This window comes from Ensifer sp. 1H6 (assembly GCF_001976035.1).
In the GTDB taxonomy this organism is placed as follows: Bacteria; Pseudomonadota; Alphaproteobacteria; order Rhizobiales; family Rhizobiaceae; genus Ensifer; species Ensifer canadensis.
Map to the genome: position 1 here is coordinate 289,986 of NZ_MOAI01000002.1, position 15,858 is coordinate 305,843.

Annotated in this window: 12 protein-coding genes and 1 pseudogene; 8 read left to right on the forward strand and 5 right to left on the reverse strand. The window is 62.9% G+C overall.

Annotation, left to right across the window (positions count from 1 at the left end; translation table 11 throughout):
* Positions 1 to 93 precede the first annotated feature (93 nt).
* The 3 genes and pseudogenes from BKP54_RS04250 (at position 94) to BKP54_RS04260 (ending at position 2,798) form a co-directional block, all read left to right on the forward strand.
* Positions 94 to 875, forward strand: a pseudogene (locus BKP54_RS04250) (ABC transporter permease subunit).
* 51 nt (positions 876 to 926) lie between these two features.
* Positions 927 to 1,751 (forward strand): ATP-binding cassette domain-containing protein, encoded by an 825-nt coding sequence (locus BKP54_RS04255; RefSeq protein WP_025427292.1) that lies wholly within the window; start codon positions 927 to 929, stop codon positions 1,749 to 1,751.
* A 402-nt stretch (positions 1,752 to 2,153) separates the two neighbouring features.
* Positions 2,154 to 2,798, forward strand: coding sequence for an RDD family protein (locus BKP54_RS04260; protein ID WP_158071673.1), 645 nt, complete (start codon positions 2,154 to 2,156; stop codon positions 2,796 to 2,798).
* Between the two features lie 61 nt (positions 2,799 to 2,859).
* On the opposite strand, the gene BKP54_RS04265 is transcribed toward BKP54_RS04260, so the two are convergent.
* Positions 2,860 to 3,213, reverse strand: coding sequence for a DMT family protein (locus tag BKP54_RS04265; protein WP_025427294.1), 354 nt, complete (start codon positions 3,211 to 3,213; stop codon positions 2,860 to 2,862).
* 804 nt (positions 3,214 to 4,017) lie between these two features.
* Here BKP54_RS04265 and BKP54_RS04275 point away from each other — a divergent pair.
* Entirely contained in the window at positions 4,018 to 4,461 is a 444-nt protein-coding gene (locus BKP54_RS04275) for a TIGR02594 family protein (protein WP_025427296.1), read from the forward strand.
* A 22-nt stretch (positions 4,462 to 4,483) separates the two neighbouring features.
* On the opposite strand, the gene BKP54_RS04280 is transcribed toward BKP54_RS04275, so the two are convergent.
* Positions 4,484 to 5,041 (reverse strand): GNAT family N-acetyltransferase, encoded by a 558-nt coding sequence (locus BKP54_RS04280; protein WP_025427297.1) that lies wholly within the window; start codon positions 5,039 to 5,041, stop codon positions 4,484 to 4,486.
* A 97-nt stretch (positions 5,042 to 5,138) separates the two neighbouring features.
* Here BKP54_RS04280 and BKP54_RS04285 point away from each other — a divergent pair, with 97 nt between their 5' ends.
* Positions 5,139 to 5,360 (forward strand): hypothetical protein, encoded by a 222-nt coding sequence (locus BKP54_RS04285; protein WP_025427298.1) that lies wholly within the window; start codon positions 5,139 to 5,141, stop codon positions 5,358 to 5,360.
* A gap of 199 nt (positions 5,361 to 5,559) precedes the next feature.
* Here BKP54_RS04285 and BKP54_RS04290 read toward each other — a convergent pair whose 3' ends face one another.
* Positions 5,560 to 6,015 carry a hypothetical protein gene (locus BKP54_RS04290; protein WP_245317797.1) on the reverse strand — a complete coding sequence of 152 codons (456 nt, stop codon included), beginning with the start codon at positions 6,013 to 6,015 and terminating at the stop codon, positions 5,560 to 5,562.
* 50 nt (positions 6,016 to 6,065) lie between these two features.
* Positions 6,066 to 6,221: a hypothetical protein gene (locus BKP54_RS36380; RefSeq protein WP_245317799.1), complete on the reverse strand. Its 156-nt coding sequence runs from the start codon at positions 6,219 to 6,221 to the stop codon at positions 6,066 to 6,068.
* A gap of 305 nt (positions 6,222 to 6,526) precedes the next feature.
* On the opposite strand from BKP54_RS36380, the gene BKP54_RS04295 reads away from it, so the two are divergent.
* Together BKP54_RS04295 and BKP54_RS04300 are read left to right on the forward strand one after the other, a co-directional pair.
* Positions 6,527 to 8,281: an adenylate/guanylate cyclase domain-containing protein gene (locus tag BKP54_RS04295; protein ID WP_025427301.1), complete on the forward strand. Its 1,755-nt coding sequence runs from the start codon at positions 6,527 to 6,529 to the stop codon at positions 8,279 to 8,281.
* Between the two features lie 6 nt (positions 8,282 to 8,287).
* Positions 8,288 to 10,459, forward strand: coding sequence for an adenylate/guanylate cyclase domain-containing protein (locus BKP54_RS04300; RefSeq protein WP_025427302.1), 2,172 nt, complete (start codon positions 8,288 to 8,290; stop codon positions 10,457 to 10,459).
* Positions 10,460 to 10,531: 72 nt separating this feature from the next.
* On the opposite strand, the gene BKP54_RS04305 is transcribed toward BKP54_RS04300, so the two are convergent.
* The gene (locus BKP54_RS04305; RefSeq protein WP_025427303.1) at positions 10,532 to 11,599 is read right to left on the reverse strand and encodes a FecR domain-containing protein; all 1,068 of its coding nucleotides are present in this window, start codon (positions 11,597 to 11,599) and stop codon (positions 10,532 to 10,534) included.
* A 646-nt stretch (positions 11,600 to 12,245) separates the two neighbouring features.
* Here BKP54_RS04305 and uvrB point away from each other — a divergent pair.
* Positions 12,246 to 15,284, forward strand: a complete 3,039-nt coding sequence (uvrB, locus tag BKP54_RS04310; RefSeq protein WP_084814294.1) for an excinuclease ABC subunit UvrB — start codon at positions 12,246 to 12,248, stop codon at positions 15,282 to 15,284.
* Positions 15,285 to 15,858: the final 574 nt, after the last annotated feature.

Genomic DNA, 15,858 nt, shown 5'->3' on the forward strand with positions numbered 1-15,858 from the left:
CCTCCCAAGGCGAGAACCGGCCGGCGTCGAGACGGAAGTTTCGGCGCCGGCGCCGCGAAGACAGAAGGCCCCGAACAGACGAGGACCTAAGCCATGGTGAGAACCGCACCGAACACCGTCGCGCGCAACCTTGCGGGCTGGCTGCTGCCCGCCGCCCTGATCCTTGCCTGGGAAGCGGCTTCCGCGCGGGCCTGATTTCCGAGAGCGTGATGGCGCCGCCCTCGGCCGTGCTTGCCGCCTTCGTCCGTCTCCTCGCCTCGGGAGAGCTTGTCGAAAACATCGGCATCAGCACGCTGCGGGCACTTTCGGGTTTTGTCATCGGCGGTTCGATCGGTTTTGCATTCGGACTTGCCAACGGCCTGTCACGCTTGAGCCGGGATCTGACCGACACGACGCTGCAGATGGTGCGCAACATTCCGCATCTGGCACTGATCCCGCTGGTCATCCTGTGGTTCGGCATCGACGAAGAGGCCAAGCTGTTCCTCGTCGCGCTCGGCGTCTTCTTCCCGATCTACGTCAACACGCTGCTCGGCATCCAGGGAGTCGACCCGCAGCTCGTGGAGATGGGCCGGATCTACGGCATGTCGAGGCGCGAACTCTTCTTCCGCGTCATCCTGCCAGGCGCCCTGCCGGCAATCTTCGTCGGCCTGCGCTATGCGCTCGGCATCATGTGGCTGACGCTGATTGTGGCCGAGACGATCGCGGCCTCCTCAGGCCTCGGCTACATGGCGATGCAGGCACGGGAGTTCCTGCTGATCGATGTCGTCATCCTGTCGATCCTGATCTACGCGCTGCTCGGCAAACTCGCAGATAGCTTCGCACGGTTGCTCGAGCGACTGACGCTGCAATGGCACCCGGCCTTCCAGCCGGCCTGATTGCCGTTGAACTGGACGAGCCCGATCCCGAGGAAAAATGGAGCAATCCCGATGTCCGTCATCGCCCTACATCCAAAACAGAAACAGGAAGCGAGCGACACCCCCGCGACCAGCCTGGCTCCCACCTCGCCGTCACCAGTTTCGACAAACGCTCCGCTCGCCTTCTCGCTCCGCGGCATCACCAAACGCTTCGGTGACAAGACCGTTCTCGACGGCATCGATCTCGATGTACCGCAGGGGCAGTTCGTCGCCGTTATCGGCAAGAGCGGCTGCGGCAAGAGCACCTTGCTGCGCATCCTCGCCGGGCTGGATAGCCCAACGAGTGGCACCCTGACCGTTGCCGGCGGCAGGGCGTCGGAGCGGCGCAGCCGCATCATGTTTCAGGAGCCGCGGCTTTTGCCCTGGGCGAGGATCGGCCGCAATGTCGAAATCGGCCTCACCGGCATCGCCAAGGGCGAAGTCGCCCGCGACCTCTCGCTCCAGATCCTTAAAGACGTCGGTCTTGTCGACCGCGCTGAGGAATGGCCGTCGGTGCTGTCGGGTGGGCAGAAGCAGCGCGTGGCGCTGGCCCGGGCGCTGGTCGCTCACCCCTTCATCCTGGCGCTTGACGAGCCGCTTGGCGCACTCGACGCCCTGACGCGCATCGAGATGCAGCAGCTCCTGGAGCGCATCTGGCAACAACAGAACTTTACCGCCGTACTTGTCACCCACGATGTGGCCGAGGCCGTGGCGCTTGCCGACCGCGTCGTCGTCATCGATGAAGGCCGCATTGCGCTCGACCTGTCGATCCCGCTCGCCCGCCCGCGCCGACATGGCAGCCCCGAAACCGCCCGGCTCGAAGGGCAAATCCTGGATCGATTGTTCGGCCGGGGATAAGGTGCCGCTTTCGATCGCTGTTTGGGACGATGCCCATTGACGAACACAACCCTCCGTGGAAGCAATGCAATCATTGCCCGCATAGTAGGTTGGAACATGAACTCAGCGACCGCCGATACCGTTCCTCCGCGTTTCTTCTGGCGCCGCTTCGCAGCCTTTGTGATTGACACTCTGCTCTTTTACGTCGTCGCAATCGTTATTGCGGTCACCCTTGCGTTCGTTCTTCCCTGAGCGCCACGCTTCTTCGTTTCCGCGACAACCCAATGCGAACCTGCCGGGCAGAGCGCGCTTGCAGATAGAATCGACCGCGAATGGCCGCTCGCCACAGGACAGACGCGTGAGAACCAGATCTGCATGACGTCCATATGGGGAGTGCCCGAAGGCAGGGCGTTCGTTTCAACATTGATCGATGTTGATGACAAACCGGCACAACGCTCGATCAGTCTTGCGATCGACGAGACCGGCAAGCCGATTGAATTTGAATCCATGCAGGTCGGACGCGGCGTTCTGGACCAACTCGCGCCGCTGGTTTTCTTCTGCTTGTGCAGTGCCGGCTTCATAGCACGCTTCGGCACCACGCCCGGCAAACGGCTGCTCGCCTTGCGCGTGGTTCAGGGCAACGGCGAACCGCTGCCGTTTGCCTCGGCCGCCAAGCGAGAGACGTTACGGATGCTGCCGTCAATACTGCTCACTGTATTCGGTGCGCCGATGATGCTCCTGTCGGCGTTAGCGATCTTTGGCACCGGCGACATTCTGATGGATGCAGTCGAAACCGTGACTGTTTTCGGCGCTCCCGCCCAGGTCATCCTGTTGGCCAGCTTTCTGGTCTTCACGCTTTTCGCTCTGATCTGGTGGGTTTTTCCCTTCATGCGCTGGCGCGGCCAGACAATCTACGATCGTCTGACTGGCTCCCATGTCGCGTCAGGCGAACCGTTCAGCGAACGGCGGGTTCACCTGCAGCGACAGCGTCCTGACGGACAGATGACGCCATTACAGCGCCGCGCGTCAAACAGGACGCGCCAAGAACGCTGTAACGCTTTGAACTAGCTGCATAATTTTACCGCTAAAGCAGATTCGATTTAAGGAATTATGCAGTAGGCTGACCCGCTCACCCCTTGAAGATGAACGAGGCACCGATGGCGATCAGGGAGAAGCCGACGAGATGGTTCCAGCCGATCGATTCCTTCAGCCAGAAGACCGAGAACGCCGCGAACACCAAGAGCGTGATTACCTCCTGCATCGTCTTCAACTGTGCCGCGGAGTAGACCTCGTGGCCGATACGATTTGCCGGCACGGCCAGACAATATTCGAAGAAGGCAATGCCCCAACTGGCGACGATCGCCATGTACAGCGGCGACGACGTGTATTTCAGGTGCCCATACCAGGCGAATGTCATGAAGACGTTGGAGATCAGGAGCAGCAGGATCGGCCAGAGATAGGCCGGATTGATGGAGAACGACATGAGGATCCTCGAAGGCGCGAATCGTTCCGGCAGGATGATCTTGCCGCTCGCGCTATGACAAGCGCAAACATCATCTGAGACGCGCGATCGGCAGCGCACGAGACCTGAATTTGTCGTTGACAAAATCCCGGTAAACTGCTGTAAAGACGTTAATTTGCGCCGGTCGGCGCAGCTATGCCGCTGATCGTCGTCGCATGGAGTTATGCGTTCGAGGAACAGCGACGCGCCGGCATCCATCAACTTCTGCCGCCCGACCTCCGGCGCCTTGGTGCGCGGTCGCCCGACCTTTGCGGCCGCCCGCGTCGATTCCTGTTCCTTTCCATGGCTTTGCCCGTTCTGCCGCATTCGGCTACAATTGACATTGCTGCCTTAATTAGGGCCCGAAGATGCGATCAATGGATCGCGGTGCCTGCGCCAGGGGCCAGGCAGAACACAAAAATAACGCACCAAACCCAGAAAACACGGCGATATCTAACCCAAATGGATTAGATTGCGCACGAATATTCGTATTTTTTGCCCTTTGCCACAATTTTGCACCAGACGGTGAGCAAAGTCCGCGCACCGTCCGACGGGACAGGCAGGGGAATACCACACTCCGACGGCAATCGCCGTGAAGTTGGCACCGCGTTTCATCGCGGTTCGCCGACGCGCTGATGCTGCGTTCAAGGTGCAACGCACGAGGCGCGAACCGCCGATATCCCCGAAAACAGTGATCGATGCAGATGAAAACCGGGGGCAGTGTTCGGCGATCGCCAGGCACATCCGGGATGCACGCACCAAACAACTTGGCAAGGAGACCTGACCATGAAGGTCCTGGCGTTTCTCGCGGCTGCCTATGTCGCGCTTTTGACACCGGATGTGGCCACGGCGGGCATGTTGGCCCAGGCCCAGCAATATAACGGCCTGCACGAGGTCAAGAACAACAAGCGGCTCCGGACCGCGCTCGGCATCAATCCGGCCCGCACCCCCTGGTGCGGCCACTTCATGGGCTTGATAGCCCGTAAGGCTGGCCGAACACCGCCACAAAGCTTCGGCATCGCCCGCTCCTGGCTGCGTTTCGGCGCGCCGGTCAAGCTGTCCTATGCCCGTCCCGGCGACATCATCGTTGTGCGCACCGGCCGCAGCTATCACGTCGGCATCATCTCCGCCCTGTCCAAATCGACGGCGAAGGTGATTGGCGGCAACCAATCGGGTCGCGTCACGGTTTCGCAGTTCACCCGCGGTCAGGTGGTCGCAGTTAGACGTTAGCCGACGACGGAAAGATCTGCGGTCAACGAACGAGGCTATCGTCGCGCATGTCCGGCTGCGCACCGTCGAGCGACAGGCGCATCGCGCAGCGCCGCTCGGCCGGTAGGCCGTTTGTCGCCTCCTTCGCCAGGATCTGGGCCAGCCGCGAGCCGAGCTCTTCTTCGCCGAGCGTCAGGAAGCCGAGCTTGCGATAGAAGCGCTCGTTCCAGACGAGTTCGCGGAACGTGGTCAGCGTCACCTCGCCAAGCGAGCGGTCGCGCGCATGCGCGATAGCGGCTGCGAACAAGGCGCGCCCAAGTCCAAGGCCTTGCCGCTCGTGCAGCACCGCGAGCTGCCAGATGTGCAGAGCACCATCGCTGATCTCGGCGCAAAGAAATCCAAGCGGGCGGTCGCGATCGTCGACCGCAACCCAGGAAAGACCGGAGCGAACGAATTCCAGATGCGATGCGACCGACTGGACGTCGTCGTCAGCAATCCAGGCAAGCTCGGGCACGGTGCGAAATGCCTCACCCGACGATCTCTCGATATCGGGCAGCGCTGGCGCATCGTCTTCACGGGTCAGTCGTATCAGGGCGTTCATGGCGGCATCCTATCGACGGAATTTGGTCCGTCGAAACAGTCTTTCGATAGAACGCCCAAGTAAGCGATAACGACGATACGTTTCTAGAGTTTTCTCCATGAAGACAAACGCTTATCCCCATATCTTCGCCAACCACACGCGATCCGCCCCCGGCGGAACCGTCAGGCGCATAACGCACAAGCCCGCCGGCAGCATCGAAACCGCCAATGACCGTGGCGATGGTCAGCCGGTTGACGAACCAGTCGAGCGGCTGCTTCGCCTCATCTTCAAAGGCGGCGCCGAACGCCTCTGGATGGCGCGAATGACCATCGAGGCATAGCGCCCGATGGAGGTCGACGTCTGGGGCAATCAAGCCGGCGGGGTTGAAAGGAAGACAGCACGGTTCCAAAATTGGCTGCTGGGCGAAAGATCCTCTCCGCATAGACCCGCCGCGTCACGGCAATCCGTGACGCCGGCAACCGGATTCCGAATTTTAAATCTTCGCCCTAAACACCTGAATCAACAATCAAACACTCTACTCATCGCGCAACCCGCGAGGCCATCTGCGCGATCTGTTCCAACGCGGCGCTCAGCCCCGCAGACGGGCTCGTCAAGGGGCGCGTTCCTCGACGCACAAGCTCGGCCGCCCCGGCCATGGAGGCTTGAGCGAGAGCGACAATCGCCGCGCCATCGTTATAGGCGGCGTCGGCTGCATCGGCGATTGCGGCGAGATAGCCATCGCGGTCACCGGCCTTGAACAGACCCCATGCGCCTGCGACGAGACGCACCTCGAGCGCCACACCCTTTCGCTTCGTGGCCTCGGCAAAAAGCGCAGTGGTCGGCGCCACGGTCGTTTCGACGGCGCAGAGCGCCACCACCTTTTCTCCGATCGACGCTGCCTTTTCGGCAAGCGCGGCATCAGTCCGCAACACCGGCACCGGCGCTTCACGCACGATCGCGGTACTCGGCCCGAGCGTCGAACAGGTGAGGAGCACGGCGTCGGCGCCGCCTGCAAGCGCCGTCAGCGCTGCAGCCGTCTCCTCGGCTATATCGTCGTGAGCCCGCCTGCCCGTTCCGCAGCCTCGAGCAGGTCCGGCCGCACCGCATGGCGAAGCACGCCCGCGGCAAGGCCGAGTTCGCGCGCGGCGGCTTCGAAGACGGCGACGTTGCTGTCGGCGGTATGCAGGCACGCGATGATCAAGATGCTTTCCCTCACGCTGGATTCGCGCTTTGCGGTCGCCGTCGGCCACTCGCTGCCGGTAAACTTCGCACGTTACGTCGCCGGCTGGAAATAGGGATTGAGGCCCCCAACACAACGCAGGTCCTTCCATCGCTTCAAACGTGCAATCCACGGGCGAAAGCGCCTTCGGCCCGCAAATGGCCCCAAAATCGGCGCAGCAATCGATGCCGACACACGATCGCCGCGCTTTTCGCGCTTCTAGATATTGCTAAATTACGTTACCCTTAATTTCCTCTAGCTGTACGCCGCGGGAGGGGCTTGCCCCTTTGGAACGGAAGCTCGCAGTCATCCTCGCTGCCGATGTCGCTGGCTATAGTCGCCTCGTCGCGACCGACGAGGAAGGTACGCTTGCGACGCTGGGCACCTATTGCGCCACGATCGGCGACCTCGTCGCCGAGCATGGCGGTCGCATTTTCAGCACTGCCGGTGACAGCGTCGTCGCCGAGTTCCACAGCGCCGTCCAGGGGGTCCGCGCCGCCGTTGCTATCCAGCGCGCCCTGCAACGCCGCAATGCCGATCTGGCGCCGGAGAAACGCATGGAGTTCCGCATCGGCATCAATCTCGGCGACGTCGTGGTCGAAGGCACAAACCTGTTGGGCGACGGCGTCAACGTCGCAGCGCGGCTGCAGCAGGTGGCGCGACCGGCCGGCGTCTGCATCTCGGGAACGCTGCACGACCAGATCGAGGGCAAGCTCGACTTCCCCATGGTCAAGCTCGGCGAGCAGACGCTCAAGAACATGCCGCGGCCGGTGCTGGTGCACAGCGTCGACTGGCGCGAAGACCCGACGGTGCCCGACCTGCCCGGCATGCCGCTCCGCCTGCCGAACAAGCCGTCGATCGCCGTGCTCCCCTTCCTCAACATGTCGGACGATCCCGGCCAGGACTACTTCGCCGACGGGTTGACCGAGGACATCATCACCGGGCTCTCGCTCTGTCGCTGGTTCTTCGTCATCGCGCGGAACTCCTCCTTCGCCTACAAGGGGCACGCAGCGGACGCGAAGCAGATCGGCCGCGATCTCGGCGTGCGCTACATCGTCGAGGGCAGCGTGCGCCGATCAGGAAGCCGCGTGCGTGTCACCGGGCAATTGATCGAGGCCGAGACCGGCGTGCATCTCTGGGCGCAGCGCTTCGATCGCGAAGTGGCGGACATCTTCGCCATCCAGGACGAACTCACCCAGCACGTCGTCGCCGCCATCGAGCCGGAAATTCTGATCGGCGAAAATCGGCGAGCGCTGTTGCGCGGCACCGAGAACCTCGACGCCTACGAATGCCATATGCGCGGCACGCTGCTGCACAACGCCCAGGACACGGCCGCGCATTTCTCCGAGGCGATCGACTGGCATCGTCGTGCCATCGCGCTCGATCCGGATTTCGGCCGCGCCCATATGATGCTGGCGCGTTCGCTCTACGCCCGATGTTTCTTCGGCTTCAGCGACGATATCGACCGCGACAGGACTGAACTGCTCGCCGCAGCCGAGCGCGCCATCGCGCTCGAAGATCGGGATCCCTATTCGCACTACGTCATGTGCCTTGCCAATTTCGCAGCCCATCGTCCGCATGCGGCCGTTGCCGAAGCGCAGCAGGCGATCGATCTCAACCCCAATCTCGCATTGGCCTATATGGCACTCGGCTGGGCCCGCATTTTCATCGGCCGCTTCGCCGAAGCGCTCGATCCACTGCACAAGGCCTTGCGTCTGAGCCCGCACGATCCGCTGACCTATCTCTTCCTTAACCGGCTCGCGCTTGCCCACTATCATCTCGGCAATTACGAGGAGGCGCAGCACCATGCCGAGCGCGGACTGCTGTTGCGGCGCACCTATTTCAATCTGGTCGTTGTGCTCGCCTGCCTCGGCCAGCTCGGGCGCACGGAGGATACCTGCAAGCTTATCGACGAGGCGATCGCCAACGCCCCCTCTGATCTCAAGCGCTACTGGCAGATCCTCACCGCCTATGTCGATCCCGCCGACTACGCGCATTTCACCGACGGGCTGCGCAAGGCGGGCCTGCCCGCTATACCGTGAGGCGCCATGACACGTGCGCAACAGCTCGGCGTCGTGATCGGTCTGGCCGTCGTGGTAGTCCTGACATTGCTGCGCGCCAGCGATCCGCAGCTTCTGAAACAGGCGCGCGACGTCACCTTCGACGAATATCAGCGGCTGTCCCCGCGCGCCTACGAGCCGATGCCGGTCAAGGTCGTCGATATCGACGAAGCCTCGCTGCGCGCCTTCGGGCAATGGCCCTGGCCGCGAGACCGGCTGGCGAAGCTGACGGACAGGCTGGCGGAGATGGGGGCGTCGGCGATCGCCTTCGACATCCTGTTTGCCGAGCCGGATCGGCTGTCGCCACGCAACGTATTGCGCGACGTGCCGGAGATCGATCCCACGCTGCTTGAGCGCCTGCCCGACAATGACGAGGTCTTTGCACAGTCGATCGCGGAAAAGCCCGTCGTCCTCGGCTTCGGGTTGACCAACGAAGGAAGCTACCTGCCGCCGGTCAAGGCGGGCTTCGCCTTCACCGGCGAAAGTCCGATCGGCGCACCGCCGCGCATTCTGTCGGCCACGCCGCTGCGACCGCAACTGGAGAGCAATGCCGCCGGTCTTGGCCATATCAGCCTCAACCCCAGCGACTCCTCGGCCGTCGTGCGAGCGGTGCCCCTGTTCCTGAGCGACGGCCAGCAACTCTACCCTAGTCTCGCAATGGAGGCGCTGCGTGTGGCGCAAGGCGCATCGACCTATGTCATCGCCGGCGCGCCCGACCTGCCCGATACGATGACGGCTGCCAAGATCGGCGATTTCGTCGTGCCCTTGACCGCCGCCGGCGAACTCTGGCTCTACGTCAGTCCCGATACAACCGAGCGCTATGTCTCCGCACGGCGCATTCTCGAGGATGGAGACATGTCTCCCGACGTCAGCGCGGCAATCGAAGGCAGCATCGTGTTCATCGGCACCTCCGCCGCCGGCCTGCAGGACGTTCGCACGACGGCGCTCGGCCAGAACGTTCCCGGCGTCTCGCTGCATGCCCAGATCGTCGAGCAGATCCTCTCCGGCCACTATCTCTCTCGCCCGGACTGGGCCAATGGCCTGGAAATCCTGGCGATTGCGATTGCCGGCTGCCTGCTCGTGCTGTTGACGACTTTCGTCAGTCCCGTCATGGCGCTTGCCTGCGGCATGGCGATCACGGCGCTGGCGCTCGTCGCCTCATGGGTCGCGTTCGCCTATGCCGGCCTGCTCTTCGATCCGCTGGCGCCGATCCTTGCGGCGTCCATCACCCATTTTTCGGCCACGGCGTTCCGCTTCCTCGTCACCGACCGCGAGCGCCGCGAGGTTCGCCAGGCCTTCGGCCGCTATCTCTCACCGTCGTTGCTCTATCGGATCGAACACAATCGCAACGCCCTTCGGCTCGGCGGCGACGATCGAGAACTGACGGTCATGTTCGTCGACGTGCGCAGCTTCACCGAGATCAGCGAGCGCATGGCGCCGACCGATGTCGTTACCTTTCTCAACACCCTGCTCGATGCGCTGAGCCGGCACGTCATTGCCAATGAGGGCACGCTCGACAAGTTCATCGGCGATTCGATCATGGCCTTCTGGAACGCACCGGTCGATGTCGCCAACCATCCGCGAAAGGCGCTGCGGGCAGCGCTCGGCATGCGTGAGACCTTGGCGCGGCTCAATGCCGACGACGCCTTCGGTTTCGGCGCGACGCAGGCGGTCGGTATCGGCATCGGTATCCATACGGGGATCGCCTGTGTCGGCAACATGGGCGCCGAGACGCGCTTCAACTATTCGGCTGTTGGCGACACGGTCAACATCGCCGCCCGCATCGAGGCGGCGTGCAAGGAGGTGAGCTTCGACATTCTCGTATCGGAAGCGACGGCGCAGGCGCTGCCCGGTTGCGCGCTGCTGGAAGCAGGCGCCCTGGGGCTGAAGGGAAAGACGACGCGAACCCGGCTCTTTGCCGTCGCCGGCGACGAAGGCGTCGCCTCTTCGCTCGACTTCGGTGAGTTGCACAGACTACATTCGAGGCTGATCGAAAACCTGCGTGCACGCGCCTCGACCAGCCGCAGCCTGGCCAATGCCGCCAAGCTCAAGGCGGCGGCGATCACGCCGGGTCTGGTGACCTTCTACGGCAGGATCACTCGCCGGGCGGAGCATTTCATCGATGTTCCCGCCGAGCAGGAAAGCCGAATCGCCGAGTAGCGATCAATCGTCATTGTCACCATCAAGGACGCGTTTGGCAGCCCGGTGGGGCACCTATTGCGCGGTCTCCTGCTACTCACCGGTGTTGCGACCACGGTCGCCACCGCCGCGTTTGCCGCCATCCTGGCTGTTGCCGCCACTCTGGGCGCCGACGTTCTGGCCGGCGCTGCTCTGAGTGCCGTTGGTCTGATTGCCGCTGCTCTGTTCCGTGCTGCCAGGTCCGGTGTCGTTGTTGTCGCCGCCCTGATCCTGATTGTCGCCGCCTTGATCCTGCTTGTCGCGGCCCTGGTCGTGCTTCTCGCCACCGCGATCATGCTTCTCACCTCGATCGTGCTTCACACCTCGATCATGCTTGTCATGGCCCTGTTCGCGAAGCTGCTTTTGTGGTCGCGGCGTTTCCGGCTTAGGCTCTTCGCGGACGACCGGATCCGGTTGCTGCGCCGGAGAACTCTCGCGCTGGATTGCAGCCCGTAGCCCGCAGCCGCCTCCGGCCCAACCCATGGCGCCGGAAAGCCGCTGGCCGCCAGACAAGAACGGCAAGGCCTGGGCGTTGCCGAGTGCTTGCAGCGTACGGCGGTTGACACGGCTGGCCTGGCTGACGGCGCCGCCGGGCTTTGCCACCACACAGTCGCAGCGCTGCGTCAGCTGGCGACATCCGCCGGCGCCGCAGAAGCTCGCCGCGCCGCTGAGCAGCACCATCGCGGTCGTTCCATCGCTGCCGACATAAAAATCGAACGCCGTGCCGCGCACGCCGATGGTGCCGGCCGGCGTGACGATTTCGTAAGCCGAATGTTTGGATTTGCCGCTGACCCAGCGAAAGGTTCCCTTGGCGGCCATGATCGTCAGTTTCTTCACCGACTTGCTGCCGTCATAGACGAACTGATCGATGACCACGGATGATCCCCAGCCGACAGCCAGCTTGGTCCCGTCCTGAAAGACGAATTGTCCAAGGCCGGACTTTGACGTCCGGATCCGTTCATCCCGGTAGACCGGGTCCCTGACCGCCAACGGACCACTCTTGCCGGAGACTTCCGTCCTGATCGAGACTGCCTGGCCAATGGGCTCGGCAGTAAAGCTCGGCACTGGACAAAAAAGCGTGGCACTAACAGCGATGAGTGCGGCACTGCGCAAACGCGACATGAGCCCCTCCAAACCACTCTTTTTACCACGCGGCATGGCCGGATGTCTGCTCGCCCATTCGAGGTAACCGGCGGCAACCAGAACTAGCAAAAGCCAACCCCTCCCCGTTGCCGGCGCGAAAACAATACGTCCAAAACGCCAGATGCGCCGGGCATGTTGCCTCACGAACGGCAGGCGCAAATACAACGCCAGATAGACAACTCAATGCACCGACACACCGGAAGTCACCCGTCGAAAGCTGCCGTGAGCCGACAGGAAGACGAGGAAACGGTGGGCATTGCCTGGCCAAGGCGAACGGGCTGGTAGTCTGCTTCCGCCGGGCCATAGGGAAGCCAAGATGCACACGATGCAAGCGTCGCGCTTTCAGCTGCGACTGGCGTCATTGCCGGCTGTTTTCTTGAGCCGGAACCGATGACGGCAAGATGCAGCAGTTGGAACGACTGCAAGCTCCAGTTGATCTTGCTAGATCGGGGGTCGCACATGCGCCCGCAGACTACCTCTCCCCGTTGGCGGGCAAGCTCGGCCACCGACATGGGCAAACCGTCGCCCCAGGACCGGTAAACACCCGGAAGAATCCATGCATTTCGTTTCCCTTTTGTACTCATTCCCCCTTTATTTTCGTTATGACTCTGTCCATATTCCCGCCATGGCCCAGGATCCGAAGACGTCTGCAAAAAATCCCCCCAGGAAAACCACAGTGCCCGGCGGCTTCGAGGAAGCCCCGCAGGCGCCGCTGTCGGGAACGCCGCTATCCGGCAACGTCTCCGATTGGGTGAAACAGCTCGAGGCCGATGCCGAGGCTTCCGCCTTCGAGAGCCAGCGCGAGGTCGCCTCCAAGGCCGGCAAGCACCGCAAGAAGGTGGAGATCGCCGCGAAATCGGCCGCAGGCCGCAAGCCCGAAGGGGCGTCCGAGCCAATGCGAGGCCCACGCGGAGCGAAGGCGCAAGGCGCCGACAGCGTGAGCGGAAGGACGTCCCGCGGGACGTCCATGGGCGGCACGACCGACCCGAAGACGCGCGCCGCGGCGGGCCTCAATCCGGTCGCCGGCCTCGACGTGTCGCTTGAGGATGCCGACAAGCTGTCCACTTCCGGCGTCACCGCCACCGTGGAGGCGCTGTCGGCGCTGATCGAGAGCGGCAATCCGCTGTTCAAGGACGGCAAGCTCTGGACGCCGCACCGCCCTGCCCGGCCGCCGAAATCCGAAGGCGGCATCGAGATCCGCATGGTCTCCGACTACGAGCCCGCCGGCGATCAGCCGACGGCGATCGCCGATCTCGTCGAGGGCCTTGCCTCCGGCGAGCGCAGCCAGGTGCTGCTCGGCGTCACCGGCTCGGGCAAGACCTTCACCATGGCCAAGGTGATCGAGGCGACCCAGCGCCCCGCCGTCATCCTCGCGCCCAACAAGACCTTGGCCGCCCAGCTCTATTCCGAGTTCAAGAACTTCTTCCCCGACAACGCGGTCGAGTACTTCGTCTCCTATTACGACTACTACCAGCCGGAAGCCTACGTGCCGCGCTCGGACACCTTCATCGAGAAGGAATCCTCGATCAACGAGCAGATCGACCGCATGCGCCACTCGGCCACCCGCTCGCTGCTGGAGCGCGACGACTGCATCATCGTCGCCTCGGTCTCGTGCATCTACGGTATCGGCTCGGTCGAGACCTATACCGCCATGACCTTCCAGATGAGCGTCGGTGACACGCTCGACCAGCGGCAGCTGCTGGCCGACCTGGTGGCGCAGCAATACAAGCGCCGCGACATGGATTTCCAGCGCGGCTCGTTTCGCGTGCGCGGTGATACCATCGAAATCTTTCCGGCCCACTTGGAAGATGCCGCCTGGCGCATCTCCATGTTCGGCGACGAGATCGACGCCATCACCGAGTTCGATCCGCTGACCGGCCAGAAGACCGGCGACCTGAAATCGGTAAAAATCTACGCCAACTCGCACTACGTCACCCCGCGCCCGACGCTGAACGGCGCCATCAAGGCGATCAAGGAAGAGCTGAAGCACCGGCTGGCCGAGTTGGAAAAGGGCGGCCGCCTCCTCGAAGCCCAGCGGCTGGAGCAGCGCACCCGCTACGACATCGAAATGCTGGAGGCCACCGGCTCCTGCGCCGGCATCGAGAACTATTCGCGATACCTCACCGGCCGCAATCCCGGCGAGCCGCCGCCGACGCTGTTCGAATACATCCCCGACAACGCGCTGCTGTTCATCGACGAGAGCCACGTCTCCGTCAGCCAGATCGGTGGCATGTATCGCGGCGACTTCCGCCGAAAGGCGACGCTGGCCGAATACGGCTTCCGCCTGCCCTCGTGCATGGACAACCGTCCGCTGCGCTTCGAGGAATGGGACGCCATGCGCCCCGACACCGTCGCGGTTTCGGCCACGCCCGGCAGCTGGGAAATGGAGCAGTCCGGCGGTGTCTTTGCCGAACAGGTCATCCGCCCGACCGGCCTGATCGATCCGCCGGTGGAAGTGCGCTCGGCGAAAACCCAGGTCGACGACGTGCTGGGCGAAATCCGCGAGACGGCCGCTGCCGGCTACCGCACGCTGGTGACGGTGCTGACCAAGCGCATGGCCGAGGACCTGACCGAATACCTGCACGAACAGGGCATTCGCGTCCGCTACATGCACTCCGACATCGACACGCTGGAGCGCATCGAGATCATCCGCGATCTTCGTTTGGGTGCTTTCGACGTGCTCGTCGGCATCAACCTCCTGCGCGAAGGCCTCGACATTCCCGAATGCGGCTTCGTCGCCATCCTCGACGCCGACAAGGAAGGCTTTTTGCGCTCGGAGACGTCGCTGGTGCAGACCATCGGCCGTGCCGCGCGTAACGTCGACGGCAAGGTCATCCTCTATGCCGACCAGATCACCGGGTCGATGCAGCGCGCCATGGACGAAACCAGCCGCCGCCGCGAAAAGCAGATGGCCTTTAACGAGGCCAACGGCATCACGCCGGAATCAGTAAAGGCAAAGATCTCCGACATCCTCGACTCGGTCTACGAGAAGGACCACGTGCGCGCCGACATCTCCGGCGTCGCCGGCAAGGGCTTTGCCGATGGCGGCCACCTCGTCGGCAACAACCTCCAGGCGCACCTCAACGCGCTGGAAAAGCAGATGCGCGACGCCGCCGCCGACCTCGACTTCGAAAAGGCCGCCCGCCTGCGCGACGAGATCAAGCGCCTCAAAGCCGCCGAACTCGCCGCCATGGACGACCCGATGGCACGGGAAGAAGCCAAGGCGATCGAAGGTGGAACGGGGCGGAAAAAGGCAACGGCACCAAATAGCGGTAAGGCCTCCCCCTCGCCGTCATCCTCAGCCTTGAGCCGAGGACCCACCACCATCGCGGACGACAATTCCCTGTTCCAGAAACCGTCGCTCGACGACATGGGTCCGGGCACCGACACCGAACGCCCGCTGTTTCGCAAGCCCGAACTCGACGAAATGGGCCGCGACGTGGCAACGCCGGCCGGCCGCAAGGATGCCGAGAGCCAATCGCTCTTCCGCAAGAACAGCCTCGACGAAATGACTGTCGGCCGCACCGAAAAACCCGTCATCGGCAAGGTGCCGGACAAGCCGCTCATCCGCGCCAAACCGGGCGTCGGTTCCTATGAAGACCCCGTCGACGAAAAGCGTCAGAAGGGGCGGACGAAGGGCAAGACGGGGCGGCCGGGGAAGTAGCGTCGGCAACGGCGAACAAGTTTGCGTTATCCCGGCGCAGCTCTCATCACACCACGCCCAGTATGCGCGAACCAGACGCGCCAAGGATAGGACCTTTCTCAAGGCGCAGCGCCATTCAATGTGAGGGCGGCGCGGGTTGCAAAGCCTATCGCTGGCGTCAAGCTTGGGATCCACTTCTATGAGTATCTTGTCGACGTGACCTGACCAGACGAGATGACCGCGCGGCGAGGATGATATGCAGAAAGTTAAATTGGCACTCCAGAAACTGAGAGGTTCCGGTCGAATCAAACCCGTAAATGAGAACGCATCTGCGTTTAACTTCCGCTACATCAAAGCATAGTTCTTTTTGGGAGAGCAGCCGCAGAGTCGTCAATCATTCGGCAGAACTGAACTCATCCAGTTCCGTCGCCTCAGGCGGCCTGGCCAAACAGGACTGCCTTATGCGGCCACGTGGGCTTCCTCTGCTTTAGCTTTCCATAAGACCGCGCTCCGGCCCGATGGCTTGAGTACCCCCGCACGTCTTAATCGAATGATGGGCTGGCTAATTCAACTCCACCCCCCCTGTGCCTATCAA

What these genes read in the sequence shown, in the direction of transcription:
- uvrB (WP_084814294.1), top strand. Translation starts at nt 12,246, where the DNA reads ATGGCCCAGGATCCGAAGACGTCTGCAAAAAATCCCCCCAGGAAAACC.
- BKP54_RS04280 (WP_025427297.1), bottom strand. Translation starts at nt 5,041, where the DNA reads ATGAACGCCCTGATACGACTGACCCGTGAAGACGATGCGCCAGCGCTG.
- BKP54_RS04300 (WP_025427302.1), top strand. Translation starts at nt 8,288, where the DNA reads ATGACACGTGCGCAACAGCTCGGCGTCGTGATCGGTCTGGCCGTCGTG.
- BKP54_RS04285 (WP_025427298.1), top strand. Translation starts at nt 5,139, where the DNA reads ATGAAGACAAACGCTTATCCCCATATCTTCGCCAACCACACGCGATCC.
- BKP54_RS04305 (WP_025427303.1), bottom strand. Translation starts at nt 11,599, where the DNA reads ATGTCGCGTTTGCGCAGTGCCGCACTCATCGCTGTTAGTGCCACGCTT.
- BKP54_RS04265 (WP_025427294.1), bottom strand. Translation starts at nt 3,213, where the DNA reads ATGTCGTTCTCCATCAATCCGGCCTATCTCTGGCCGATCCTGCTGCTC.
- BKP54_RS04255 (WP_025427292.1), top strand. Translation starts at nt 927, where the DNA reads ATGTCCGTCATCGCCCTACATCCAAAACAGAAACAGGAAGCGAGCGAC.
- BKP54_RS04275 (WP_025427296.1), top strand. Translation starts at nt 4,018, where the DNA reads ATGAAGGTCCTGGCGTTTCTCGCGGCTGCCTATGTCGCGCTTTTGACA.